21 protein-coding genes are annotated in these 24,373 nt (G+C 54.8%); 10 read left to right on the forward strand and 11 right to left on the reverse strand.

Features of this window, described 5'->3' with window-relative positions:
• Positions 1-14: 14 nt before the first annotated feature.
• The 4 genes from HV242_RS00765 to yiaK are packed head-to-tail and all read right to left on the reverse strand — an operon-like array spanning position 15 to position 3,808.
• Positions 15-1,334, reverse strand: a complete 1,320-nt coding sequence (locus tag HV242_RS00765) for an MFS transporter (RefSeq protein WP_047742797.1) — start codon at positions 1,332-1,334, stop codon at positions 15-17.
• 43 nt (positions 1,335-1,377) lie between these two features.
• Positions 1,378-2,304, reverse strand: a complete 927-nt coding sequence (locus tag HV242_RS00770; RefSeq protein WP_050737626.1) for a DUF4862 family protein — start codon at positions 2,302-2,304, stop codon at positions 1,378-1,380.
• Positions 2,305-2,331: 27 nt separating this feature from the next.
• Entirely contained in the window at positions 2,332-2,799 is a 468-nt protein-coding gene (locus HV242_RS00775; protein WP_020882655.1) for a YhcH/YjgK/YiaL family protein, read from the reverse strand.
• Between the two features lie 10 nt (positions 2,800-2,809).
• A complete protein-coding gene (gene yiaK, locus HV242_RS00780; protein WP_014168108.1) occupies positions 2,810-3,808 on the reverse strand; it encodes a 3-dehydro-L-gulonate 2-dehydrogenase in 999 nt (332 codons plus the stop codon).
• 223 nt (positions 3,809-4,031) lie between these two features.
• On the opposite strand from yiaK, the gene yiaJ reads away from it, so the two are divergent.
• Positions 4,032-4,850 (forward strand): IclR family transcriptional regulator YiaJ, encoded by an 819-nt coding sequence (gene yiaJ, locus HV242_RS00785; RefSeq protein ID WP_020882654.1) that lies wholly within the window; start codon positions 4,032-4,034, stop codon positions 4,848-4,850.
• Positions 4,851-4,853: 3 nt separating this feature from the next.
• Positions 4,854-5,309 carry a 4Fe-4S binding protein gene (locus HV242_RS00790; RefSeq protein ID WP_050737625.1) on the forward strand — a complete coding sequence of 152 codons (456 nt, stop codon included), beginning with the start codon at positions 4,854-4,856 and terminating at the stop codon, positions 5,307-5,309.
• A gap of 4 nt (positions 5,310-5,313) precedes the next feature.
• Here HV242_RS00790 and avtA read toward each other — a convergent pair whose 3' ends face one another.
• Together avtA and HV242_RS00800 are read right to left on the reverse strand one after the other, a co-directional pair.
• Positions 5,314-6,570: a valine--pyruvate transaminase gene (gene avtA / locus HV242_RS00795; RefSeq protein ID WP_050737624.1), complete on the reverse strand. Its 1,257-nt coding sequence runs from the start codon at positions 6,568-6,570 to the stop codon at positions 5,314-5,316.
• A gap of 180 nt (positions 6,571-6,750) precedes the next feature.
• Positions 6,751-8,781 carry an alpha-amylase gene (locus HV242_RS00800; RefSeq protein ID WP_044866230.1) on the reverse strand — a complete coding sequence of 677 codons (2,031 nt, stop codon included), beginning with the start codon at positions 8,779-8,781 and terminating at the stop codon, positions 6,751-6,753.
• A 314-nt stretch (positions 8,782-9,095) separates the two neighbouring features.
• Between HV242_RS00800 and HV242_RS00805 the strand changes: the two genes are divergently transcribed.
• Positions 9,096-9,920 (forward strand): protein bax, encoded by an 825-nt coding sequence (locus tag HV242_RS00805; protein ID WP_050737623.1) that lies wholly within the window; start codon positions 9,096-9,098, stop codon positions 9,918-9,920.
• A 47-nt stretch (positions 9,921-9,967) separates the two neighbouring features.
• Here HV242_RS00805 and xylR read toward each other — a convergent pair whose 3' ends face one another.
• The 4 genes from xylR to xylF form a co-directional block, all read right to left on the reverse strand.
• Positions 9,968-11,146: a D-xylose utilization transcriptional activator XylR gene (xylR, locus tag HV242_RS00810; RefSeq protein ID WP_020882649.1), complete on the reverse strand. Its 1,179-nt coding sequence runs from the start codon at positions 11,144-11,146 to the stop codon at positions 9,968-9,970.
• Between the two features lie 33 nt (positions 11,147-11,179).
• On the reverse strand, positions 11,180-12,361 hold the full coding sequence (xylH, locus tag HV242_RS00815; protein WP_063858525.1) for a xylose ABC transporter permease XylH: 1,182 nt from the start codon (positions 12,359-12,361) through the stop codon (positions 11,180-11,182).
• Positions 12,339-13,880: a xylose ABC transporter ATP-binding protein gene (locus HV242_RS00820; RefSeq protein ID WP_020882648.1), complete on the reverse strand. Its 1,542-nt coding sequence runs from the start codon at positions 13,878-13,880 to the stop codon at positions 12,339-12,341. The genes xylH and HV242_RS00820 overlap by 23 nt, the downstream gene beginning before the upstream one ends.
• Positions 13,881-13,951: 71 nt before the next feature.
• The gene (gene xylF / locus HV242_RS00825; protein ID WP_020882647.1) at positions 13,952-14,944 is read right to left on the reverse strand and encodes a D-xylose ABC transporter substrate-binding protein; all 993 of its coding nucleotides are present in this window, start codon (positions 14,942-14,944) and stop codon (positions 13,952-13,954) included.
• Between the two features lie 371 nt (positions 14,945-15,315).
• Here xylF and xylA point away from each other — a divergent pair, with 371 nt between their 5' ends.
• From xylA to HV242_RS00845, 4 genes are all read left to right on the forward strand, one after another.
• Positions 15,316-16,638: a xylose isomerase gene (gene xylA, locus HV242_RS00830; protein WP_086462926.1), complete on the forward strand. Its 1,323-nt coding sequence runs from the start codon at positions 15,316-15,318 to the stop codon at positions 16,636-16,638.
• 71 nt (positions 16,639-16,709) lie between these two features.
• Positions 16,710-18,164, forward strand: coding sequence for a xylulokinase (xylB, locus tag HV242_RS00835; protein ID WP_050737622.1), 1,455 nt, complete (start codon positions 16,710-16,712; stop codon positions 18,162-18,164).
• Between the two features lie 103 nt (positions 18,165-18,267).
• A complete protein-coding gene (locus tag HV242_RS00840) occupies positions 18,268-18,807 on the forward strand; it encodes an isochorismatase family protein (protein WP_020882645.1) in 540 nt (179 codons plus the stop codon).
• The gene (locus tag HV242_RS00845; RefSeq protein ID WP_050737621.1) at positions 18,807-19,727 is read left to right on the forward strand and encodes a GlxA family transcriptional regulator; all 921 of its coding nucleotides are present in this window, start codon (positions 18,807-18,809) and stop codon (positions 19,725-19,727) included. Before HV242_RS00840 ends, HV242_RS00845 begins: the two co-directional genes overlap by 1 nt.
• Here the strand turns inward: HV242_RS00845 and HV242_RS00850 are convergent.
• A complete protein-coding gene (locus HV242_RS00850; protein WP_014168123.1) occupies positions 19,720-20,715 on the reverse strand; it encodes an acyltransferase in 996 nt (331 codons plus the stop codon). The genes HV242_RS00845 and HV242_RS00850 overlap by 8 nt on opposite strands.
• A 184-nt stretch (positions 20,716-20,899) precedes the next feature.
• Here HV242_RS00850 and HV242_RS00855 point away from each other — a divergent pair, with 184 nt between their 5' ends.
• From HV242_RS00855 to glyS, 3 genes are all read left to right on the forward strand, one after another.
• A complete protein-coding gene (locus HV242_RS00855; protein WP_014168124.1) occupies positions 20,900-21,205 on the forward strand; it encodes a YsaB family lipoprotein in 306 nt (101 codons plus the stop codon).
• 161 nt (positions 21,206-21,366) lie between these two features.
• Positions 21,367-22,278 (forward strand): glycine--tRNA ligase subunit alpha, encoded by a 912-nt coding sequence (gene glyQ / locus HV242_RS00860; protein WP_014168125.1) that lies wholly within the window; start codon positions 21,367-21,369, stop codon positions 22,276-22,278.
• Positions 22,279-22,287: 9 nt separating this feature from the next.
• Positions 22,288-24,357 (forward strand): glycine--tRNA ligase subunit beta, encoded by a 2,070-nt coding sequence (glyS, locus tag HV242_RS00865; protein ID WP_014168126.1) that lies wholly within the window; start codon positions 22,288-22,290, stop codon positions 24,355-24,357.
• Positions 24,358-24,373 lie beyond the last annotated feature (16 nt).

The raw sequence follows: 24,373 nt of genomic DNA on the forward strand, positions 1-24,373 counted from the left end.
AGAGGGCGGGGGGATCAGGCTGCGTGCTTATGCGGGTTCACGCCGGGGTTGGGTTCCGCTCCGGCATCGCATTTCGCCGGTAGCATCAGGGCGAGCAGCGAGGCCAGCGCCAGCGAAACCGCGAGGCAATACACCCCGGCATCTTTGCTGTAGAGGGTGATCAGCACGCCCACCGCGTAAGGGCCACAGAACCCACCGAGGTTACCCAGGGCGTTAATCACGCCGCGAGCGCCACCGGCCATCTCTGCGCTGAACAGGCGCGCCGGAATCGTCCAGAACACACCCGCAGCGGACTGCAGGAAGAAGCCACAGCCCACCAGCGCGGCATAGGCCAGCCAGATGTTCTCTTTCAACGCCACGGAGAGGAACATGCAGAGCGCGAAGCCAATCAGCGGCAGGGAGACGAACAGCTTGCGCTTGCCGGTACGGTCAGACAGTGAGGAGAACAGGAACATGCCCGCAATGGCGCCGACATAAGGCAGGATGGCGAGCATTCCCACCTGGCCGATGCTGGTATGCGTCAGCTCTTTGAGAATGGTCGGCAGCCAGAGGGTGTAACCGTAAATCCCGGTCTGGTAGAAGAAGTTCAGGGCAATCAGCTGCCACATGGTTTTGTCGGACAGAACCGCCCTCAGCGAGGCATTTTTCACCGCTTTTCCGGCAATAGCCTGCTGTTCTGCGGCCAGCGTTTGTATCAGATAATTTTTCTCGGCCTCGGAGATCCAGCGAGCCTCCTGCGGGCGGTCGTAGACGGTGAACACCCAGAGCACCAGCACCACAATGGACATCAGCCCTTCAATGATGAACAGCCAGCGCCAGTCAAGTGCGGTGATAATCCAGCCCGACAGGGGCGCGGTGATGATCCCCGCAATGGGAACAAACATGATGACAATCGCATTGGCGCGGCCGCGTTCGGCATCCGGGAACCAGTTACTGATCATCGTGAGCACCACGGGCAGCATCCCGCCTTCTGCCACACCGAGTAAGAAGCGCAGTGCCAGCAGTTGATACTGGTTGGTCACAACGCCGGTCAGGACCGAAATCACCGCCCAGGCAACCAGCGACCAGCCAATAAACTTCTTACCGCTGCCATGCACGGCAATCTTGCCGCCGGGCACCTGCAGGAACAGATAACCGATAAAGAAGATCCCACCCGCCAGGCCTGCCATGGTGGCAGAGATACCTAACTCTTCATCCATACCGCCTGGCATCGCAAATGCGATATTCACGCGGTCCATATATGAAATAATACAGGCGATAAGAATAGGCGGAATGATTCTTAACCAGCGCTGGCGCGGAATATCCGCTTGTAGAGCATGAGTAGAAATATTCATATTTAATATCTCAGTGAATGTAACCGGAATAAGATTTTTATTGTTATTGCGTTGCTTTTTTCATTTCACTAATGCCGTCGCGCAAAATAGAGATGCGATGGCTGACGTTAGCATTAGAATTTATTTCCAGTAATTTAATACCGGAGAATTTCAATGTTGCGGCGCTCGCCGCAGTAAAAAGTGCTTTTACCTGTTCGGTGGTCATTAAACTGTCGGCGCAGAACGGGGAAAATGGCGCGTGCAGATCCTGCCATTCGCCGTACGCTCCGCGAACGGAGGTCCCGGAGAACATCAGTGCGCCCAGCTTCCCGGCCTCAAGTGCAGCTTTAACATGTTCAGGCGGCAGCGTGGTATTGCGTCCTTCGATAGCCGACCGCGCCCAATTAATGCATACGCTGATATCCGTTTCTTTCACCACCTCAAGCACCTGCGCTAAGGGCAAAAACCCCTTGCGTGGCGCGGGGCCGGTCATGGCATCGCAGTGTTCAAGCACCAGGTCGCATGACCAGTCCCATGAGGTGATTTCACGTACAGAACGGGAAAACGCAGCGGTAGCTTGTTCAACAGACGGGTTTCCCGCCTGCGGCGCGGCTTGCATCTCCAGGGCAATAATTTTGCCTGGAAAGCGAGTATTGATGGCATCAATCTTTCGCAGCAGATGGCGGTAATATTCAACGCAGGCTTTGCGCTGTTCTTCATCGGCAGAGGCCAGGCCAAACGCGCCATTTGTGCCGCGGCGGCGCATGGTTTCCATCACCGCGGTAACCACCATTTGCCAGTCTCCCGGCGTATGGCGGAACAGCCATTCGTCACCCAACGGATGGAGATCCTCAAGACACGGTTGCTCCAGCCCGCGAATATCTGGCGTATCGGAAAGCGCTCGCCAGAAGTCCTGCTCTTCTTGTTCCCCTTGCTGGTGAAACGAGGGTGCGCAGGGGTACGCACCAATTATAAAACCGGTGTTAGTCATTTCGCATTCCCAATAGAGTTCAGAAAATTAATCTATTTCGCTGATTGCTACTTTCACCACAATTTTACGAATTGCCGATACCTTATTTTTAATGCAGGCAGGACGGTGAACATCCTGCGGAAAAAATATGGCGTACGTGCCGGGCGTCATTTCTATAAATGATTCATTTTCGCTGCCGTGATAAAAAATAATATCCCGCTGTTCCAGCAGCGATTCGCTTATTTCGTTATTGCCGGTATCAATGGCGACACCGATTTTCTCTTCACCCCATGCCAGAAACTGTATGTCCAGATAGCGACGGTGCACTTCGGGACGGTTCTCATCCCACGTCCGGGTGGTGAGGTCGAGCACCTGAGCAAAAATGTTACGTCCGTCAATGTCCACCACGCCAGGTGCCAGCGCCGTGAAATCCGTGGTGCGCAGAAAATCGAGTGCTTTCTCTATCGCCCGCGGCAGGCGACACGGATTTGGCTGCGAAATATGTCCTAAAATCATGGTCCACTCCTTACAGAGACTGGATTTTCGCCCACACGCTGTCGTCAATGGTGATGCCGTTGCGGCGGTTCTCTTCGAGCAGACGTGTGAATTCATGACCCGGCAGTCGAACCGCGACGTTGTCATCAGCCCGCTCGGCGTTGATGATAAAGTCCATGATGCGCTGCAGTTTGGCATCGCGGGTGGGTCCGTCGATCAAACGATCGACCTCGATGGCGATAAAGATTTGTGACACGCCATATTCGTCGCTGTTGTCCTGGGTCACTTCCGCAACGGAGGATCCGTTGGAGAGCAGGGTTGCGATCATGTCGAGGACGATGGATAAGCCCGAACCTTTCCAGTAGCCCATCGGCAGAATGCGGCGGTTTTTCTCGATCACACCAGGTTCTCTGGTGAGGTGCCCTTCATCATCAAAGCCCCCATCCACCGGCAACGTGCGCCCGGCCAGGCGATTCACTTCCAGCATGCCGTAGGAGAACATTGACATCGACATATCGACCATTGTGATCGGCGTAGACGGAATCGCCACGATCAGAGGGTTAGTGCCGATGCAGCACGCTTTCGAGCCCCAGGCTGGCATGACGGCAATGGAGTTAGTCCAGCAGATCCCGATGTACCCCTTCTCTGCGGCCTGCCAGCCGTAGCTGCCGCCGCGCATCCAGTGGTTGGCGTTTCGCAGTGCCACCAGGCCGATACCGTGGTCGGCGGCCAGTTCGGTGGCGCGATCCATCATCTTTTTCGCCGTCAGGTTGCCAATCGAACGTCGGGCATCCCACTGTTCGATGGCACCCAGCGAGGTCACCCGTGTTGGCTGGGCATCAGGAATGATGTCGCCGGCATCAAGTTGCTGAATGAAACGAGGGAAGCGGTTAACCCCGTGTGAATAGACGCCCGATTCCGTGGTGCGGGCAAACATCTCCGCGCAGGCGTCGGCGGTGTCCGCTTTTACGCCGCGATCGACCAGGACCCGCCTGAACGCCGCTTTTAACTCTTCAAAGGTCACTTTCATCCCTGTTCTCCTGTTTTGTCGGGGCAAGTGCGAGTGCTTTTTTATCGCTAAATTTCACTATGCGAAATCTGATTTCAAATATAGCGATCAAATTTTGCCAGATCAACGACATTCATGATTTTCAAAATCGATTAAAATCAACTGGTTGTGTTTTTTCTGTTGAGATCGTGAACTGAACCACACTTTGCGCTACCATCAGGACGCGATAAAAAGGAGCCATTGGATGAGCACGAAAGAGAGCGAAATGACGCAAGAAAAAGAGAGGCCAGCAGGTAGCCAGAGCTTGTTTCGCGGCCTGATGCTGATTGAGATCCTCAGCAACTACCCGAACGGGTGTCCGTTGGCTCATTTATCGGAACTGGCAGGGCTGAATAAAAGCACCGTGCACCGCTTACTGCAGGGGTTACAGTCGTGCGGGTACGTTACCCCGGCGCCTGCGGCGGGCAGCTACCGCCTGACCACCAAATTTATCGCCGTCGGGCAAAAGGCGCTGTCGTCGCTGAATATCATTCACGTGGCGGCCCCGCACCTTGAGACGCTGAATATCGCCACCGGTGAGACGGTGAACTTCTCAAGCCGCGAGGACGATCACGCCATTCTGATTTATAAGCTGGAGCCCACAACCGGTATGCTGCGCACGCGCGCTTACATCGGTCAGCATATGCCGCTTTATTGTTCGGCGATGGGCAAAATCTACATGGCGTTTGGTCATCAGGACTATGTGGCGAGCTACTGGCAGAGCCATCAGGAGCAGATCCAGCCGCTCACCCGCAACACGATTACCGAGCTGAGCGCGATGTATGACGAGCTGGCGGAAATCCGCGAGCACAGCATGGCGATGGATAAAGAAGAGAACGAGCTGGGCGTCTCCTGTCTTGCCGTACCGGTGTTTGATATTCATGGCCGCGTGCCGTACGCGATCTCCATTTCGCTCTCGACGTCCCGCATGAAGCAAATTGGTGAAAAAAACCTGCTGAAACCGCTGCGGGAAACGGCAGAGGCTATCTCAAAAGAGCTGGGTTTTAACGTGCGCGGAGCGTGACAGATGAACCGATTTATCCTGGCTGATACGGAAAAATGCATTGGCTGCCGTACCTGCGAAGTGGCCTGCGTGGTGTCGCATCAGGGAATGCTTTCTGCAGGCGCGTTTACGCCCCGCATTCGGGTGGTCAAAGGCGGCGCATTCACTACGGCTGTGGGCTGCCATCAGTGTGAAGATGCCCCTTGTGCCACTGTTTGTCCGACACAGGCGATTCGCCACACCGCGGGTGCCTGGCGGGTGGAGCCGGCGCGCTGTATTGGCTGTAAAAGTTGTGTGGTAGCGTGCCCGTTTGGGGCAATGCAGGTTCAGCGGGTGGGGAACCGCGTTCAGGCGGTGAAATGTGATTTGTGCGCAGATCGCGAGGCTGGACCCGCCTGTGTGGAGGCGTGCCCAACCCACGCGCTGCGCTGCGTTGACCCCGCCAGATTACGCAACGAACGGCTGCATAATCTGGCGTAACGCGTTACTGGCTATCTTCGCGCCAGGCGTACTCAATCTCTTCGGCGAGAATTTTCACGCCCGCTTCGATTTTCTCCGGATCGGGCACGTAGTTCATGCGCATGCACTGATGCGTATGCGGCCACGGCTTATCCAGACCCGGGAAGAAGTAATCACCCGGCACCATCAACACGCCGCGCTTTTTCAGGCGCTGGTAGAGAAGCTCGGTGGTGATCGGCAGATCCTTAAACCACAGCCACAGGAAAATTGCCCCTTCAGGTTTGTGGATCAGGCAGCGTTCTTCCGGTAAGTAGCGGCGAAGAATGGCGAGCGTTTCCTGTACCCGCTGGTAATAGAACGGCTTGATAACCTCGTTCGACAGGCGCAGCAGGTCATTACGTTTGATCATTTCGCACATCATCGCCGGGCCGATTCCCCCCGGGGAAAGGCTGATAATGCCGTTCATGTTGGTAATGGCGGTGATGATTTTTTCATTGGCGATGATGATCCCGCAACGGCTGCCCGGCAGACCCAGCTTGGAAAGGCTCATACACAGGACGATGTTCGGGTTCCACAGCGGACGTGCTTCGCTGAAGATGATCCCCGGGAACGGCACGCCATAAGCGTTATCAATCACCAGCGGGATGTCGTGCTGATTCGCCAGCGCATCCAGCTTCATCAGTTCGTCGTCGGTGATGACGTTGCCCGTTGGGTTGGTTGGGCGTGATACGCAGATCATGCCCGTCTCTTCACCAATATGCAGATGTTCAAAGTCGACGTGATATTTGAACTGGCCTTCTGGCAGCAGCTCAATATTCGGGCGCGCCGAGACGAACAGATCCTCTTCGAGGCCGGAATCGGCATAGCCGATGTACTCTGGTGCCAGCGGGAACAGCACTTTTTTGGTGGTGCCGTCGGCGCGACGGCCTGCGAACAGATTAAACAAGTAGAAAAATGCGCTCTGACTGCCGTTTGTCAGTGCAATATTCTGTGGTTCGATATCCCAACCCAGCTCTTTGCGCAGCATTTCAGCAAGCAGTGTCAGCAGTTCGGTTTTACCCTGCGGGCCATCGTAGTTGCAAAGCGCATCGGTTGCTTTCCCGCTTTCCAGCATCTGAGCCAGCAGCGTCTGAAAATAGGTGTTCATCTCCGGGATTTGAGCCGGGTTTCCGCCGCCGAGCATGATGGCGCCTGGTGTGCGCAGCCCGTCGTTGAGGTCCTCCATCAGGCGAGTAATGCCTGAATGGCGGGTGAATTTGTCGCCGAAAAGTGAAAACGTCATAGCAGGTGATCTGTCGAGCTTATTTTGAAAGTGGGTAACCATAACGCTAGCACCGTGCTGGTGCAAATCGAGAGATGCGGTCGGGATTGTTGTTTTATGTGGTGAGAAGGTATTTAGGTAGTGGATTGTTCTGGTGAAATATCCCTCTCCCGGAGGGGGAGAGGGAACCGGTTTGCGTCGTTATTGATTACCTGCCCACACCACCATGACCTTATCGCCATTGTGCTCGCGAACGAAGCCGTAGCCTTCTTTCAGCGACAGCGTGGTTTGTTTGCCTTCACCTATTGCGGGATGACGGGCGCGGAACTGGCCCAGAACCTGCCAGTGGGCGACGGTTAAGGCCTGCTTGCCCGTCACGTCCTGCCAGTTCATATCCGAGCGGGTGCCCTGTAATGGATCAGACCCTGTCGGTCCGAATGGCCGCTCGGATTCATCTCCGTAGTAAATTTGTACGCTGCCCGGGGCGAGCAGGAGCAGCTCTGCGGCACGCTGGCCGCCTTCACGGAAAAGGCGTGTGTCATGCGACGAGAGATAGCTCAGGACATTGAAGCTTTGCAGTTTTTCCGCCATCTGCTGCCAGGTCAGGTCGATGTCCGCCAGACAACCGACCGCTTTTGCTGCCTGCTCCTGATAATCAAAGTTGATCATCGCGTCAAACCCGTGGCGGTAATAATCGCTTTGCATCACGCCGTGGCCCCATGACTCGCCGGTCATCCAGAACGGGGTATTGTCGAGTTTTTTGTCGGGGTTCGCGCCTTTCCAGGCTGCCAGCGCCTGGCTTGCCTGATCTTTCAACTGCTGCCAGGCCTCGAGTTCCACGTGTTTTGCCGTATCCACACGGAAACCGTCAATGCCATAGTCACGTACCCACTGGCTGAGCCAGTGGGTCAGGTAATCACGCGGGGTGTAGCCCGAAATGGCCTTCGCGTGGGTATCAGGTTTATGTTGGTAGAAGTTGGGTAAACCGGAAGGGGTCGTCGACTCCGTTTTCAGGTCCGGCAGGAACGCCAGCGACAGGGTTAAATCGTCGAAGCCGGGATTGTCATAATCGCCAATGTCGGTGCGGATCCACTTTTTACCCCACCATTTTTCCCAGGCGGCTTTGTCGCTGAAGTTGATGTAATCATTGAAGCTATGCCAGCTTTGGCCTGCTCCCGGCTTCCAGTCCGTCCAGTGCTCGCCCAGCGTTTTTTTCAGTTCATCACCCTGCAGATAAAGGGCCCCGAACTGGAACGCCTGCATGTCTGCGAGCGTCGCGTAACCCGTGTGGTTCATGACGATATCAAACAGGATGCGGATCCCGCGTTTATGCGCTTCATCGACAAGGTGGCGTAAATCATCTTCGGTGCCCATGTTGGCATCAAGCGTGGTCCAGTCCTGGGTGTAGTAGCCATGATAGGCGTAGTGGGGGAAGTCACCTTTGGTGCCACCGCCAACCCAGCCGTGGATCTGCTCCAGCGGGGAGCTTATCCAGAGCGCATTCACGCCCAGCTGCTGTAAATAATCGAGCCGGGTTGTAAGCCCCTTGAGATCGCCACCGTGGAAGGTGCCGATCTCCTGCATGCCATCTTTGTGGCGTCCATAGCTGTTATCGTTAGAGGGATCGCCGTTGACAAAGCGATCAGTCAGCACGAAATAGACGGTGGCGTTTTGCCAGCTAAACGGCGCAGGTTTGTCGGTTTCGGCGCGTTCAAGCAGCAGCAGGCCGTTGCTGTTGGCGGCGGGTTGCAGGGTGATTTTTCCATTCTGCACTGTTGCAGTCTGTTTGCTGTAGAAATCACGGACCACCGATCCTTCCGGGAAATCGTTGCCAACTTCAAGCGTCAGGGGCTTACCGTCCCACTTCGGACACTGGCGGGTAACGTTTGCAACCGACGGTTCCGCTGCGCTCTGAATAGTCAGCATCAGTGTGGGCGTACCGGAGCGGGTATCGACACGCATCTGATACTCGCCGTCGCGGAACAGTCGCCACTGCGGCGGCGTGCCGTCACATTTTTTAAGCGACAGCATCTCATTGAGTTTTATTGCATCCGTTGGCTGCCAGCACGTGTTGTCAAAACTCAGCGTAAGAGGGCGAGTACCCTTCGCAAGCTTTGCCTGGCTGGTGAATATCCCGGTACCTTCGGCGCTAAAGGCGTTGAAACCCGGTGATGACCAGTCAGCATGAGCCAGTGCGGGTAACATCAGAAAAGCTAATGCGGTGCGTTTCATTCCATTTTCCTGTCGCGGCATTTTTGACCAGTGTGCCATCAGGTGTGGGGTAAAAACTCATCCCCCAGGGCTTTCTGCAAGGATGACGCGTGAGGATGAGTGATCCCGCGCAAAATTAGGAAGTTATCTGCGAGTTCGTGCACAATTTTTCAGAATTGATGCTTATGTGAGCAGGTTTCAGGTGACATAGTTTCGGAATTGGACTATTTCTATACGTGCTCTTGCAGTCTATTTTTGTTATGATTTGAGATTCCGCTCTCAAATTTGTGAAAAAAATAAGGTGTTGGAATGTTTATATCCGACCAGGAGACCTAATGATATCGACTCCCATTCGACGATATGGGGCCGCGATACTCATGTTACTCACCATGGCATTTTCGGGTGAGGTGCTTGCGAAGACGCACACGGATACAACGAGTAAGAAAGCCCACGCAATAAAGACGACAAGTAGTAAGGTTAGCAGTAAACAAGAGTATTCTCGCAATAGTGCAAAGAGTAGTTCACTTCCTGATTTGCGAAAATACCCTTCCGGAACACCAAGGAAAAAAGCGTTTCTCCGGACGGTAATGCCTTACATCACAAGTCAAAACGCCGCGATTACTGCGGATCGTAACTGGTTGATTGCCAAACAGTACGACAGCCGTTGGTCGCCATCAGAACGCGCGCGCCTGAAAGATATCACCAAACGCTACAAGGTGAGCTGGAACGGTAACACGCGCCGTGTGCCGTGGAACTCTCTCTTAGAGCGTGTCGACATTATCCCGGGGAGCATGGTTGCGACCATGGCTGCAGCCGAAAGTGGCTGGGGTACCTCGAAACTGGCGCGTAATAACAACAACCTGTTTGGTATGAAATGTATCAAGGGGCGTTGTAACAATGCACCAGGTAAGGTGAAAGGTTATTCTCAGTTTGAATCGGTGAAAGATTCTGTGAATGCCTACGTGGTGAATCTGAACACGCATCCGGCCTACTCATCGTTCCGTAAATCGCGCGCTCAGCTGCGTAAAGCGGATCAGGAAGTGACGGCCAGCACGATGATCCACAAGCTGAAAGGTTATTCGACCAAGGGACAGAGCTATAACAACTATCTGTTCGCGATGTACCAGGATAACCAGCGCTTAATCGCCGCACATATGTAATTCAAAAAAACGCCTTCCATCGGAAGGCGTTTTCTTTTCTCTTTTTTCTACATCATCACTTCGCTGTGACGCTCCCGGTACTCTTTTGGCGTACTTTCATACTCCTTTCGGAACACCGAATAAAAATATTGCAGCGACGGGTAACCGCACATCTGTGAGATTTCGTTGATCGACAATGAGGTGGAGATCAGCAGGCTGCGTGCTTTCTCCAGTTTCTCGGCGTGGATGACCGCATGAATGGTTTCGCCCACTTCCTCTTTAAACCGCTTCTCCAGATTCGAACGGGAAATGCCCACCGAGTCCAGCACCTGATCGACCTTAATCCCTTTGCAGGCGTTGTTGCGAATGTAGTGCATGGCCTGAATAACTGCCGGGTCGCTTAAGGAGCGGTAATCCGTTGAACGGCGTTCGACTACGCGGACTGGGGGAACCAGTAAGCGCTGAAGCGGCAACGCTTCTTTATCCAGCAGACGATGCAGTAACTTCGCCGCCTGATAGCCCATCTGACGCGTACCCTGTGCAACGGACGAGAGCGCCACGCGAGAGAGGTAACGCGTCAGCTCCTCGTTATCGATGCCAATGACGCACAGTTTTTCCGGCACCGGAATGTGTAAATGTTCGCAGACCTGCAAAACGTGGCGGGCACGAGCATCCGTGACGGCAATAATGCCGGTTTGCGGCGGCAGGGTTTGCAGCCAGTCCGCCAGTCGGTTTTGCGCGTGCTGCCAGTTTTCCGGCGCGGTCTCCAGCCCCTGATAAACCACGCCGCGGTACTTCTCCTGCGCGACAAGCTGGCAGAAAGCATGTTCACGCTCAACTGCCCAGCGCTTGCCGCTGGTTGACGGTAAACCATAAAATGCGAAGCGATGGACGCCTTTCTCTTTCAAATGCAGGAAGGCGGTCTCAACCAGCGCATGGTTATCGGTGGCGATATAGTGGACCGGCGGATAGTGCTCGGGCGCATGGTAAGAGCCGCCGACGCCGACAATCGGAACGTCGACGTCAGTCAGCAATTGCTCAATGACGGGGTCGTCGTAGTCAGCGATGACCCCATCGCCCAGCCACTCTTTGATGTTTTCGAGACGGGTTCGGAAATCTTCTTCGATAAAAATATCCCACTCGGATTGCGACGCCTGCAAATATTCACCAACGCCCTCCACCACCTGACGGTCGTAGGCTTTGTTGGCATTGAATAACAACGTGATGCGGTGACGCTTTTCAAACATGGCTAACTTCCCAAATAAGTCACAATATTGTTATCAGGCTCGTCGCTTGGTTGCAGAGTCCATCCAGACTGCCAGCAAAAGAATGGCCCCCTTGACGATATACTGCCAAAACGTCGGGACGTCCATCATACTCATCCCGTTATCCAACGAAGCCATGATAAATGCCCCCATCACCGCGCCTGCCACGCTGCCGACACCGCCTGCGAGGCTGGTGCCGCCAATGACACAGGCGGCGATAGCGTCCAGCTCGGCGATGTTCCCGGCCGAGGGAGAACCCGCCCCCAGACGCGAGCTGAGGATCAACCCGGCGATAGCAACCATCAGGCCGTTAATGGCGAAGACGGCGAGTTTGGTGCGCTCGACGTTGATCCCTGAAAGGCGAGCAGCCTCAAGGTTGCCGCCGATGGCATAAATACGGCGACCAAACGCGGTGCGCGTGGCCATAAACATCCCGGCCAGCAGCAACAGTGCCAGCAGCAATACCGGCGTCGGGACACCGCGATAGTCGTTCAGAAGCCAGATTGCGCCCAGTACAATGACCGCAGTGAGTGCCTGACGACCGACTGTGGACGTTGACGCTGGCGATGCCAGACCCAACGCCTGACGGCGCATTCGTCCACGCCACTGCCAGGCCACAAACGCCAGCAACCCAATCACACCGAACGTAAAGCCGACGCTATCGGCGAGGTAGCTCTGACCAATTTGTGACATGGCTGCACTGGTAGGGGAGACGGTGGTGCCGTTGGTAAGGCCAATTAAGATCCCGCGGAAGGCCAGCATCCCCGCCAGCGTGACAATGAACGACGGGACTTTACGGTAGGCAACCCACCAGCCGTTCCAGGCGCCCAGCAGCAGGCCCAGCACCAGCGTAACCGCAATGGTCAGCGGCAGTGGCCAGCCAAGCCAGACGTCAAAAATGGCCGCCACGCCACCAAGCAGACCCATCATCGACCCCACCGACAGGTCGATTTCCGCCGAGATAATCACGAATACCATGCCCACCGCGAGGATGCCGGTAATGGCAGTCTGACGCAGCAGGTTAGAGACGTTACGCGCGCTTAAGTACGAGCCATCGGTCATCCAGGTAAAGAACAACATGATGGCAATAATCGCCGCGATCATCACGAAAACCTGCAGGTTCAGCGCTTTTAGCCCGGCAAACGCGCCGGGCGTCGGAACAGCGACTTTAATATCAGACGGATTGCTTTTCGACATGACGTTCGCTCCTTAAAGCGGCTTCCATCACCTGCTCCTGCGTCAGGTTCTGGTTAATCAGATTGGCTTTCAGTTTTCCCTCGTGCATGACCAGCACGCGATCGCTCAGGCCGAGCACTTCGGGTAACTCAGACGAGATGACAATGACGGCAATCCCTTGCTGTACAAGCTGATTAATCAGTTTGTAGATTTCGTACTTGGCGCCGATATCGATCCCACGCGTCGGCTCGTCCAGTATCAATATGCGTGGGTTGAGGAGCAGGCAGCGCGCCAGGATTGCCTTCTGCTGGTTGCCCCCGCTCAGGCGTCCAATGGCCAGTTCCGGGGAGGATGTTTTAACCTTGAGTCTGGCGAGCGACTGGAGAATGCACTGCTGCTCAGCAGCATCATCGAGGCTGCTCAGCGCACCGGAGAACCTATCGAGAGCGGCAAGCGTGATGTTTTTACCCACCGCCATGACCGGGACGATGCCATCTTTCTTGCGATCTTCCGGTACCATGGCGATACCGTGGGCAATCGCCTGCTGGCAGTTCTCGATTTTTACCGGCTGTCCGTCGATAAAAATACGGCCTTCCCAGCGGCCCGGCCACACGCCAAACAGGCACTGGACGGCTTCAGTGCGCCCGGCCCCGACTAACCCCGCAATACCGAGGATTTCGCCGCTGTGAAGGGAAAACGAGACGTCATTAACGCGCTTGATGTGGCGGTTAACGGGATGCCACGCGGTGAGGTTTTCCACGCGTAACACTTCGTCACCCGTGGTGTGCGGTTCGTTTGGATAGAGCGCCGTGAGCTCGCGCCCCACCATCATGGTGATGATGTCATCTTCACTCATGCCGGCAGCTTCACGTGTGCCGATGTGCTGACCGTCGCGGATCACACAGATGGTGTCCGAAATGGCTTTTACCTCATTGAGCTTGTGCGAAATGTAGATGCACGCAATGCCGTGGTTTTGCAGATCGCGAATGATATTGAGCAGGACGGCCGTTTCCTGCTCGGTGAGGGAGGCCGTTGGCTCATCGAGGATCAGCAGCCTTACCTGTTTGTTCAGCGCCTTGGCGATTTCAACCAGCTGTTGTTGCCCGAGGCCAAGATCACCGACGCGCGTATCCGGGGAGATCGCGAGACTTACCTGGGCCAGCAGTTTTTCACAGCGTAGCGTCATGGTGTCGTAATCCAGTACGCCATGACGTGAAATTTCGGCCCCCAGAAAAATGTTCTCCAGCACGGTGAGGTGCTTCACCAACGCCAGCTCCTGGTGGATGATGGCGATGCCTTTGCGTTCGGTATCGCGAATGTGTGTCGCCTGAATCACTTCACCGGCAAAGACAATTTCGCCTTCGTAACTGCCGTGCGGGTAGATCCCACACAACACTTTCATCAACGTCGATTTGCCCGATCCGTTTTCGCCACACAGCGAGACCACTTCGCCGGGATTGAGCCGCAGACTGACGTTGTCGACCGCTTTCACCGCGCCAAAGCGCTTGGTGATGCTTTTCATTTCAAGTAAATAAGGCATAACTGCTCCACATGACCCGAGGGAAGAACAGTACAACTCGATGCGCCCCCGCAGAGCAGGGGCGCGCTGGATTACAGTTCACTCTTCTTGTGGAAACCGTCTTTAATGACGGTGGCGTCAATGTTCTCTTTATTGACTTCAATGGGGGTGAGCAGACGAGCCGGAACATCTTTAAGCCCGTTATTCAGCGTCGCGTCTGCCTTAGGTTGCTTACCATTTCCCAGCTCCACGGCAATTTCCGCCGCTGTATTCGCAAGCTGGGTAATCGGTTTGTAGACGGTCATGGTTTGTGTGCCTGCCATGATGCGTTTGACGCCCGCGAGGTCGGCATCCTGACCCGAAATAGCCACTTTTCCTGCCAGCCCCTGGGCGCTGAGTGCCTGGATTGCGCCCCCTGCGGTGGCATCGTTGGATGCGACGACAGCATCGATTTTGTTGTTGTTGGCGGTTAAGGCGTTTTCCATGATTTTCAGCGCGTTTTCTGGCAGCCAGCCATCCGCCCACTGATCGCCGACCACTTTAATCTTACCGCTGTCGATATACGGCTTCAGGACTTTCATTTGCCCTTCGCGGAACAGCTTGGCGTTGTTATCAACCGGCGAGCCGCCCATCAGGAAATAATTGCCCTGAGGTACTTTGTCGATCAGGCTTTTAGCCTGTAATTCACCCACTTTTTCATTGTCGAACGAAATATAATAATCGATATCCGCATTATTAATCATACGGTCATAGGCTAAGACTTTTATGCCTTCTTGTTTGGCTTCTTTAACGACGTTACTTAATACCTGGCCGTTATAAGGGATAATGACCAGCACATCGACGCCGCGGTTGATCATATTCTCAATTTGCGACATTTGCGTTTCTTCGTTGCCGTTCGCAGATTGCACAAACACATTCGCGCCAAGTGATTCCGCTTTTTTCACAAAAATATCACGATCTTTCTGCCAACGTTCAAGGCGCAGATCGTCAATCGCCATGCCAATTTTGACTTCCTTGGCATGCCCGGCAAAGCTTGCAAGGAGGAGCGTAGTGCAGAGAGTAAGGGACAGGTTCTTTATCTTCATAATTATAGGGCCTTTTTGTAGGGGTATGTGTTGCTGAGATAAAAGAAACATTCACTGCTGGGACGCAGCAAATTTTTAACGGGGAAAGGCAGGCTGGCAATTACAGATTTTTATCTTCGCATTATGATATTTGGTTTATTTCTGAATTTATGACCGCGATCGAATTTTAAAATACGTAACGTCTTAATTACATTTGATTATGGAAGAGGGACCGAAAAATAGTTTGCCTGCACATTATTTTGCGAGCCAGCGCACAGTTGTGCATTCTCTCAATAGCAGTGTGAAATAACGTAATTGAGCAAGCCAAAATGTCTATTCACTATTACTCCTGTATCAACGACTCGCCGCATACCCTGATTATGGAGCTCAATATGCAAGCTTATTTCGACCAACTCGATCGTGTTCGTTACGAAGGCCCGAAAACAACCAATCCTTTAGCATTTCGTCACTACAACCCGGATGAGCTGGTGCTGGGTAAGCGCATGGAAGATCATTTGCGCTTTGCCGCCTGTTACTGGCATACCTTCTGCTGGAACGGAGCCGATATGTTCGGCGTGGGTTCCTTTGACCGTCCATGGCAGCAGCCGGGTGAGGCCATCGAGCTGGCGAAGCGTAAAGCCGATGTCGCCTTTGAATTCTTCCACAAACTGAACGTGCCCTACTACTGCTTCCATGACGTGGATGTGTCGCCGGAAGGCGCCTCACTGAAAGAGTATCTGAACAATTTCGCGCAGATGGTGGATGTGCTGGCGGCTAAGCAGCAGCAAAGCGGCGTGAAGCTGCTGTGGGGTACGGCCAACTGCTTTACCAACCCACGCTATGGCGCGGGTGCGGCAACCAATCCGGATCCGGAAGTGTTTAGCTGGGCGGCAACGCAGGTGGTTACCGCAATGAACGCCACGCATCAGCTGGGGGGCGAAAACTATGTGCTGTGGGGCGGTCGTGAAGGCTATGAAACCCTGCTCAACACCGACCTGCGTCAGGAGCGCGAGCAGATTGGCCGCTTTATGCAGATGGTGGTCGACCATAAACACAAAATCGGTTTCCGCGGTACGCTGCTGATCGAACCGAAGCCTCAGGAACCTACGAAGCACCAGTACGACTACGACGTTGCTACCGTGTACGGCTTCCTGAAACAGTTCGGCCTGGAAAAAGAGATCAAAGTTAACATTGAAGCCAACCATGCCACGCTGGCCGGCCACTCTTTCCATCACGAGATCGCGTCTGCTATCGCGCTGGGTATCTTCGGTTCTGTTGATGCAAACCGCGGCGATGCGCAACTGGGTTGGGATACCGACCAGTTCCCGAACAGCGTGGAAGAGAATGCGCTGGTGATGTATGAAATTATCAAAGCGGGTGGTTTCACCACCGGCGGGCTGAACTTCGATGCCAAAGTGCGCCGTCAGAGCACCGACAAATACGACCTGTTCTATGGCCATATTGGCGCAATGGATACCATGGCGCTGGCGCTCAAAGTCGCCGCCCGTATGATTGAAGACGGTGAACTGGATAAACGTGTCGCGAAGCGTTATAGCGGCTGGAACAGTGAGCTGGGTCAGCAAATTTTGAAAGGCCAGTTATCGCTTGCGGACGTCGCGAAGTACGCTGAACAACATCAACTGGCACCGCAGCATCAGAGCGGGCATCAGGAGCTGCTGGAAAACCTGGTTAATCACTACCTGTTCGATAAATAACAGCGAGTAGATAATAACGTAAGCCCGGTAAGCGTCGCGCCACCGGGCATTTCTGTTAAAGGAGTCACCGAATGTATATCGGGATTGATCTTGGCACATCGGGTGTGAAAGCCATCCTGTTAAGCGAGCAGGGCGACGTGTTAGCAACGCAGACAGAAAAGCTGCAGGTCTCACGTCCGCATCCGCTATGGTCGGAACAGGATCCGGAGCAGTGGTGGCTGGCAACGGATCGTGCAATCAAAGCGCTAGGTGAACAGCACAGTCTGCGTGACGTCAAAGCCCTCGGCATTGCCGGGCAAATGCACGGCGCGACGTTACTGGACAGTCAGCATCACGTTCTGCGACCGGCCATTCTCTGGAACGATGGTCGCTGTGCAGAAGAGTGCGCACTCCTTGAAGAGCGAGTACCCACCTCCCGCAGTATTACCGGCAACCTGATGATGCCCGGTTTTACCGCACCAAAGTTACTGTGGGTACACCGCCATGAGCCGGAAATTTTCCGTCAGGTGGCGAAAGTTTTACTGCCAAAAGATTATCTGCGTTTTCGCATGACGGGTGATTTCGCCAGCGACATGTCCGACGCTGCCGGCACGATGTGGCTCGACGTGGCCAAGCGTGACTGGAGTGAGGCCATGCTCGATGCCTGCCACCTGACCCGCGAACATATGCCAGCGCTCTATGAGGGCAGTGAGATAACGGGTACCTTACAGACAGCCGTCGCAGAACGCTGGAATATGCCCGCTGTCCCGGTGGTGGCCGGTGGCGGTGACAACGCGGCGGGTGCCGTGGGGGTCGGGATGGTGGAAGCCGGGCAGGCGATGCTTTCGCTGGGAACGTCTGGCGTCTATTTTGCGGTCAGCGAGGGTTATCGCAGTAATCCTGAAAGTGCCGTTCACAGTTTCTGCCATGCGCTGCCGGGAAAATGGCATCTGATGTCGGTTATGTTGAGCGCCGCCTCTTGCCTTGACTGGGCCGCGAAACTGACCGGGATGGCTGATGTTCCGGCACTGATTGCTGCTGCACAGCAGGCGGATGAAAGTGCGGGTACCGTCTGGTTTTTACCCTATCTTTCCGGCGAGCGCACGCCGCATAACAACCCGGAAGCGAAAGGGGTATTCTTTGGGTTAACCCATCAGCATGGTCCGGCGGAACTGGCTCGTGCCGTTCTGGAAGGCGTGGGATATGCCCTTGCGGACGGAATGGACGTGGTACATGACTGCGGTGTGACGCCGGCGAGTATCACCCTGATTGGCGGCGGTGCGCGTAGCAGCTACTGGCGCCAGATGCTGTCTGATATCAGCGGACTGCAGCTCGATTTTCGTACCGGTGGTGATGTGGGGCCTGCGCTCGGTGCAGCGCGACTGGCACAGATTGCCATGAACCCGGAAACGCCGCTTTCTCAGCTGTTACCGCAGCTTCAACTGGAACAGGCGCATCTGCCTGACGCGGCACGTCATGCGCGTTATGCGCAAAGACGCGAGGTCTTTCGCAAAATCTACCAACAGCTGCTGCCGCTGATGTCGTAAATACGGTTGTCTGTCAGAGGCACGAGGTTGTCCTTTTTAGGTCTGTGCGGGCCTTCATTTCCTTGCCAGTATGGTGTCATACCCACTGGCGAGGAGATTCAACATGTCACGTACTGCATTAATCAACATCGATACTCAGCAGTCTTTTCATCATCGTCATTACTGGCAGGAGGATGAAATTCCTGCCTTTCAGCAGGCGATGCTGGGGCTGATTGAGGGCTGCCAGGCGCGTGGCATTCCTGTCGTTGATATTTTCCATGTAGATGAAGACGGTCCGTTCACACTGCAAAGCGGCTATGTCAAACCGATGGCCTTTTTACGTCATCAGCCGGACGTGGTCTTCCAGAAACACGTCCATAATGCGTTCACGGATACCGGGCTTGACCGCTGGCTGCGTGAGCGAGACATTAATCAGCTCATCGTGTGCGGCATTCGCACGGAGCAATGCTGTGAAACCACTGCGCGGGTGGCATCCGATCTGGGCTATGCTGTGACCTTTGTTAGCGAGGCAACGCTCACGTTTCCAATGACGCACAAGGGGATAACCCTGAGCGCAGAGGAACTGCGTCATCGTACCGAGACGGTACTGGCCGGGCGGTTTGCCGACATTAAAACGGTTGCGGAGACGCTGGAGTCACTGTAATGAGCATCGACGTCTGGTTTGTGATGTTGCCTGGGGTGCTGTCATTAGACATGACGGGCCCGGCAGAGACCTTTGTGCTGGCAGGGGACGCGTTTCGCCTGCATTACATTGGTCCGCAGGCAGAGGTTCCGACGTCGATTGGTCTGATGATGGGCGGTATTCAGCCGCTGCCGGAAAGCTTGCCTGAGGGCAGTTTGCTGGTGCTGCCGGGGGTAAGCGACTCCCGCTTTCAGTTCTCAACGCCGCAGGCGCAGCTGATCCAGCACTGGTTAATGCGCCTGCAGCCGCACATTCATCGTCAGGATATCACCGTCATGTGTGTCTGTTCAGGGGCGTTGCTGGCGGCAAAATCGGGCTTGCTAAACCACCGGCAGTGCACAACGCATCATGACGTTATAAGCCGTTTGCGTACGGCGGCTCCGACGGCAATCATCAAAGAAAACCGGATCTTCGTGCAGGATGAGAATATCTGGACCAGCGCCGGCATCACCTCGGGTATCGACCTGGCGCTGCATATGATTAACCGTCTGTGTGGCGCAGAAAAAGCGCTGGCCGTGGCGCGCGAAATGGTGGTCTGGTTTCGTCGCTCCGGGGACGATCCCCAGCTGTCGCCATGGTTACGCTACCGCAATCATCTTCACCCGGCCATTCATCGTGCGCAGGATGCGCTTACCACCGAGCCGCACAAAGCCTGGGCTTTACCCGAGATTGCCGCTCTGGCGTATGTCAGCCCGCGCCATTTAACGCGGCTTTTTCAGACGCATTTAGGGATAAGCGTTCGCGACTATCTGGAGCAGTTGCGTCTGGCGGTGGCTGAACAGTGGCTGTTGCAAGGGCGTGGCGTGGAACAGGCCTCACTGGCCGCGGGGTTTTCCTCCCCGCGCCAGTATCATCGTGCCCGACAGCGCAGCGTTAACTGACGAAGCGGCGGGTGTCGACCTTCTGCAGCAGCATTGACAGCAGCAGGCTCGCCATCAGCGTGACGGTGAAAATCCAGAGGATATCCAGCACCGGCCAGCTTTTGAACTCGACCCCTCTCGTTCTCAGGGCGTGGATCACCAGCGCGTGAAAACCGTATATTCCGAGCGAGTGTCGGGAGATAACGCTCAGCACCGGCAGAGGGCGTGCGTTCAGGGTGTTTTTGGCGAGCGTAAGCAGGGATACGGCACAGATGAAGACCATCGGGCCGCAATACAGGTACCAGGTATCGGCAAAATTGCCGCGCCATTGCAGTTCATGCAGCGTTCCACGCGAAATCACGATCACGCCGATGATAAACAGCGCTGCACATAGCCCGTTCATGCCGCGTTTTTGGGTGTCCATCATCCCGATAGCTCGCCCCAGCATGCCGTAGAGCACGTAGTAAAAGGTATCGCCGTTGATATAGAGATTGACCGGTAACCATTCAAAACCATCAATTTTCTGCGAGACCGTATTCGGGTTGGCTATGATGCCAATGACCACCATCAGCGCCAGCAGCATTTTCCCGCTCACGGTTTTCACCTGAATCAGTGGGGAAACCAGATAGATAACGATAATGGCGAAGAAAAACCACAGATGGTAGAAGACGGGTTTTTGCAGAAGGTATTTGAGTGATAGCCCGGCGTTAATCGAGGTGAACAGGGTGATATAGAGCAAGGCCACGGCGCTGTAGAAGCCCAGGCAGGCGGCGATGCGGATAAAATGACGCGGTTGCGCGCTACGCTCGCCAAAAAAGAGAAAGCCGGAAATCATAAAGAACAACGGCACACTGACCCGCGATGCGGAGTTAAGAATATTGGCTATATCCCAGTTAACAGGGCTGATACTGTGCGCATTGGTGACATACCAGGTCGTCGTGTGGATCATGACCACCATCAGACACGCTATTCCTCGCAGATTATCAATCCAGCTAATTTTTGACGACATCAGTTCCTCATCATCCCTTGTAAATTCAGTGTGACTGCGATTGTATTGAAGCCTCTCTCTGGAAAATTCTGAGTTTTATTGAGCAGCCTTGTTTGAAAGCCGCGAGGTCCGCAGAATGCCAGGGCATAATCTATAAAAGCTTTGCTACTAAAAATAACAGCCACTGAACAGGGCGGTAATAAAAATGATGATGAAGCGTGCGGCGTCACTCTTTCTGCTGTTTATCCTGGCAGGATGCAGTACGCCACCCTCTGCACCCGTGCAAAAAGCACAGCAGGGAAAAATCAGCCCGGAACGCTCCCTGAATATGGAGCAGTTCTGTAAGGATCAGGCTGCGCGCCGCTATAACTCGGATGCGCAGAACATTGATGTCACCGGATTTGAGCGATTCCAGGGGAGTTATGAGCTGAAAGGCCATACGTCCCGTAAAGAGGGCTTTGTCTGTTCGTTTGACGCAGACGGTCAGTTTTTACATCTCTCCATGCGCTAAGCCGCTCGCATAATCAACAGCCAGACGCCGGCAGCTGCCTGGCGTGGTGGCTTATTTCCCCAATTTTCCCTAAACAAACCCGTTTCGTACTGTATATCTTGCAGGCAGCGGGTATACTGGTCCCTTCCATTTAAAACCACACGTATCCAGCACGACATACTATGCAAAAGTTTGATACCAAGACCTTCCAGGGCCTGATCCTGACCTTACAGGATTACTGGGCTCGTCAGGGCTGTACCATTGTTCAACCTTTGGACATGGAAGTAGGCGCAGGCACTTCACACCCAATGACCAGCTTACGCGCGTTGGGGCCGGAGCCAATGGCGACTGCTTATGTGCAACCTTCACGTCGTCCGACCGATGGCCGTTACGGCGAAAACCCGAACCGTCTGCAGCATTACTATCAGTTCCAGGTGGTGATTAAGCCATCGCCAGACAACATTCAGGAACTGTACCTCGGGTCACTGAAAGAGCTGGGTATGGATCCAACCATTCACGACATCCGTTTCGTGGAAGATAACTGGGAGAACCCAACGCTGGGTGCCTGGGGTCTGGGTTGGGAAGTGTGGCTGAACGGTATGGAAGTGACGCAGTTCACTTACTTCCAGCAGGTTGGCGGTCTGGAATGTAAACCGATTACCGGCGAAATCACCTACGGTCTGGAACGTCTGGCCATGTATATTCAGGGCGTAGACAGCGTTTACGACCTGGTCTGGAGCGACGGCCCGCTGGGTAAAACCACCTACGGCGACGTGTTCCATCAGAACGAAGTGGAGCAATCCACTTATAACTTCGAATACGCGGATGTGGACTTCTTGTTCACCTGCTTCGAGCAGTACGAGAAAGAAGCGCAGCAGTTGCTGGCGCTGGAGTCTCCGCTGCCGCTGCCTGCTTACGAGCGTATTCTGAAGGCCGCCCACAGCTTCAACCTGCTGGACGCCCGCAAAGCCATCTCCGTGACTGAACGTCAGCGCTACATTCTGCGTATTCGTACCCTGACCAAAGCCGTTGCAGAAGCGTACTATGCGTCCCGTGAAGCCCTTGGCTTCCCGATGTGCAACCGAAACAAATAAGAGGCGGCCATGTCTGAGAAAACTTTCCTGGTGGAAATTGGCACCGAAGAGCTGCCACCAAAAGCCCTGCGCAGCCTGGCTGAATCTTTTGCTGCGAACGTGACTGCTGAGCTGGATAACGCTGGCCTGGCACACGGTAAAATTGAATGGTTTGCTGCTCCGCGTCGTCTGGCGCTGAAAGTGGCGAACCTGGCGGCGTCTCAGCCGGATCGTGAAGTTGAAAAACGTGGCCCGGCGATTGCTCAGGCGTTTGATGCTGAAGGCAAGCCAAGCAAAGCGGCTGAAGGCTGGGCGCGTGGTTGTGGTATCACCGTCGATCAGGCTGAGCGTCTGACCACCGATAAAGGCGAGTGGCTGCTGTACCGTGCACATGTGAAAGGTGAAAGTGCGCAAGCGCTGCTGCCTGACATGATCGCCACGTCGCTGGCCAGGCTGCCGATTCCAAAACTGATGCGCTGGGGCGCAAGCGACGTGCACTTCGTGCGTCCTGTGCACACCGTGACGCTGCTGCTGGGCGATACCGTTATTCCGGCCACCATCCTGGGTGTGGCGTCCGATCGCGTGATCCGTGGGCACCGCTTCATGGGCGAGCCTGAGTTCACCATCGACAATGCTGACCAGTATCCGCAGATCCTGCTGGAGCGCGGTAAAGTTATTGCTGACTACGAACAGCGTAAAGCCAAAATCAAGGCGGATGCGGAAGACGCGGCGCGTAAGATTGGCGGTAAAGCGGATCTGAGCGACAGCCTGCTGGAAGAAGTAACCTCTCTGGTTGAATGGCCAGTGGTACTGACCGCGAAGTTCGAAGAGAAATTCCTGGCCGTGCCGGCTGAAGCGCTGGTGTATACCATGAAGGGTGACCAGAAGTACTTCCCGGTTTACGCCAACGACGGCAAGCTACTGCCAAACTTCATCTTCGTGGCGAACATTGAATCAAAAGATCCGATCCAGATTATCTCCGGTAACGAGAAAGTGGTGCGTCCACGTCTGGCGGATGCCGAGTTCTTCTTCAACACCGACCGTAAAAAGCGTCTGGAAGATCACCTGCCACGTCTGCAGACGGTGCTGTTCCAGCAACAGCTGGGTACGCTGCGCGACAAGACTGACCGTATTGCGGAGCTGTCTGGCTGGATCGCACGTGAAATCGGTGCGGATGTGAACCACGCAACGCGCGCGGGTTTACTGTCCAAGTGTGACCTGATGACCAATATGGTGTTCGAATTTACCGACACCCAGGGTGTGATGGGGATGCACTACGCGCGTCACGACGGTGAAGCGGAAGATGTGGCCGTGGCCCTGAACGAGCAGTATCAGCCGCGCTTTGCGGGTGACGCGCTGCCGTCTAATCCGGTGGCTTGTGCGGTCGCGATTGCCGATAAGATGGACACCCTTGCAGGTATCTTTGGCATCGGCCAGCATCCAAAAGGCGACAAAGACCCGTTTGCGCTGCGTCGTGCTGCCCTGGGCGTGCTGCGTATCATCGTTGAAAAGAACCTGAACCTGGATCTGCAGACCCTGACTGAAGAAGCGGTACGTCTGTACGGTGATAAGCTGACCAACGCCAACGTGGTCGACGATGTGATCGACTTTATGCTTGGTCGCTTCCGTGCGTGGTATCAGGACGAAGGTTACACCGTCGATACCATTCAGGCGGTACTGGCACGTCGTCCAACCCGTCCGGCAGATTTCGATGCGCGTATGAAGGCAGTTTCCCACTTCCGTACGCTGGAAGCGGCATCTGCACTGGCCGCGGCTAACAAGCGTGTCTCTAACATTCTGGCGAAATCCGACGAAACGCTGAACGAGCGTGTGAACGCTGCGACGCTGAAAGAGCCAGAAGAGATCGCCCTGGCGATGCAGGTTGTGGTACTGCGTGACAAGCTGGAGCCGTATTTCGCCGAAGGCCGCTACCAGGAAGCCCTGGTGGAGCTGGCGGAACTGCGTGATGTCATCGATGCCTTCTTCGAGAAAGTGATGGTGAACGTGGAAGATAAAGAGCTGCGTATCAACCGTCTCTCTATGCTCGAAAAACTGCGTGAGCTGTTCCTGCGCGTGGCGGATATTTCGCTGCTGCAGTAACGTGCATGTGCCCGGT

Source organism: Enterobacter sp. RHBSTW-00593 (assembly GCF_013784105.1).
GTDB classification, from domain to species: Bacteria; Pseudomonadota; Gammaproteobacteria; order Enterobacterales; family Enterobacteriaceae; genus Enterobacter; species Enterobacter ludwigii.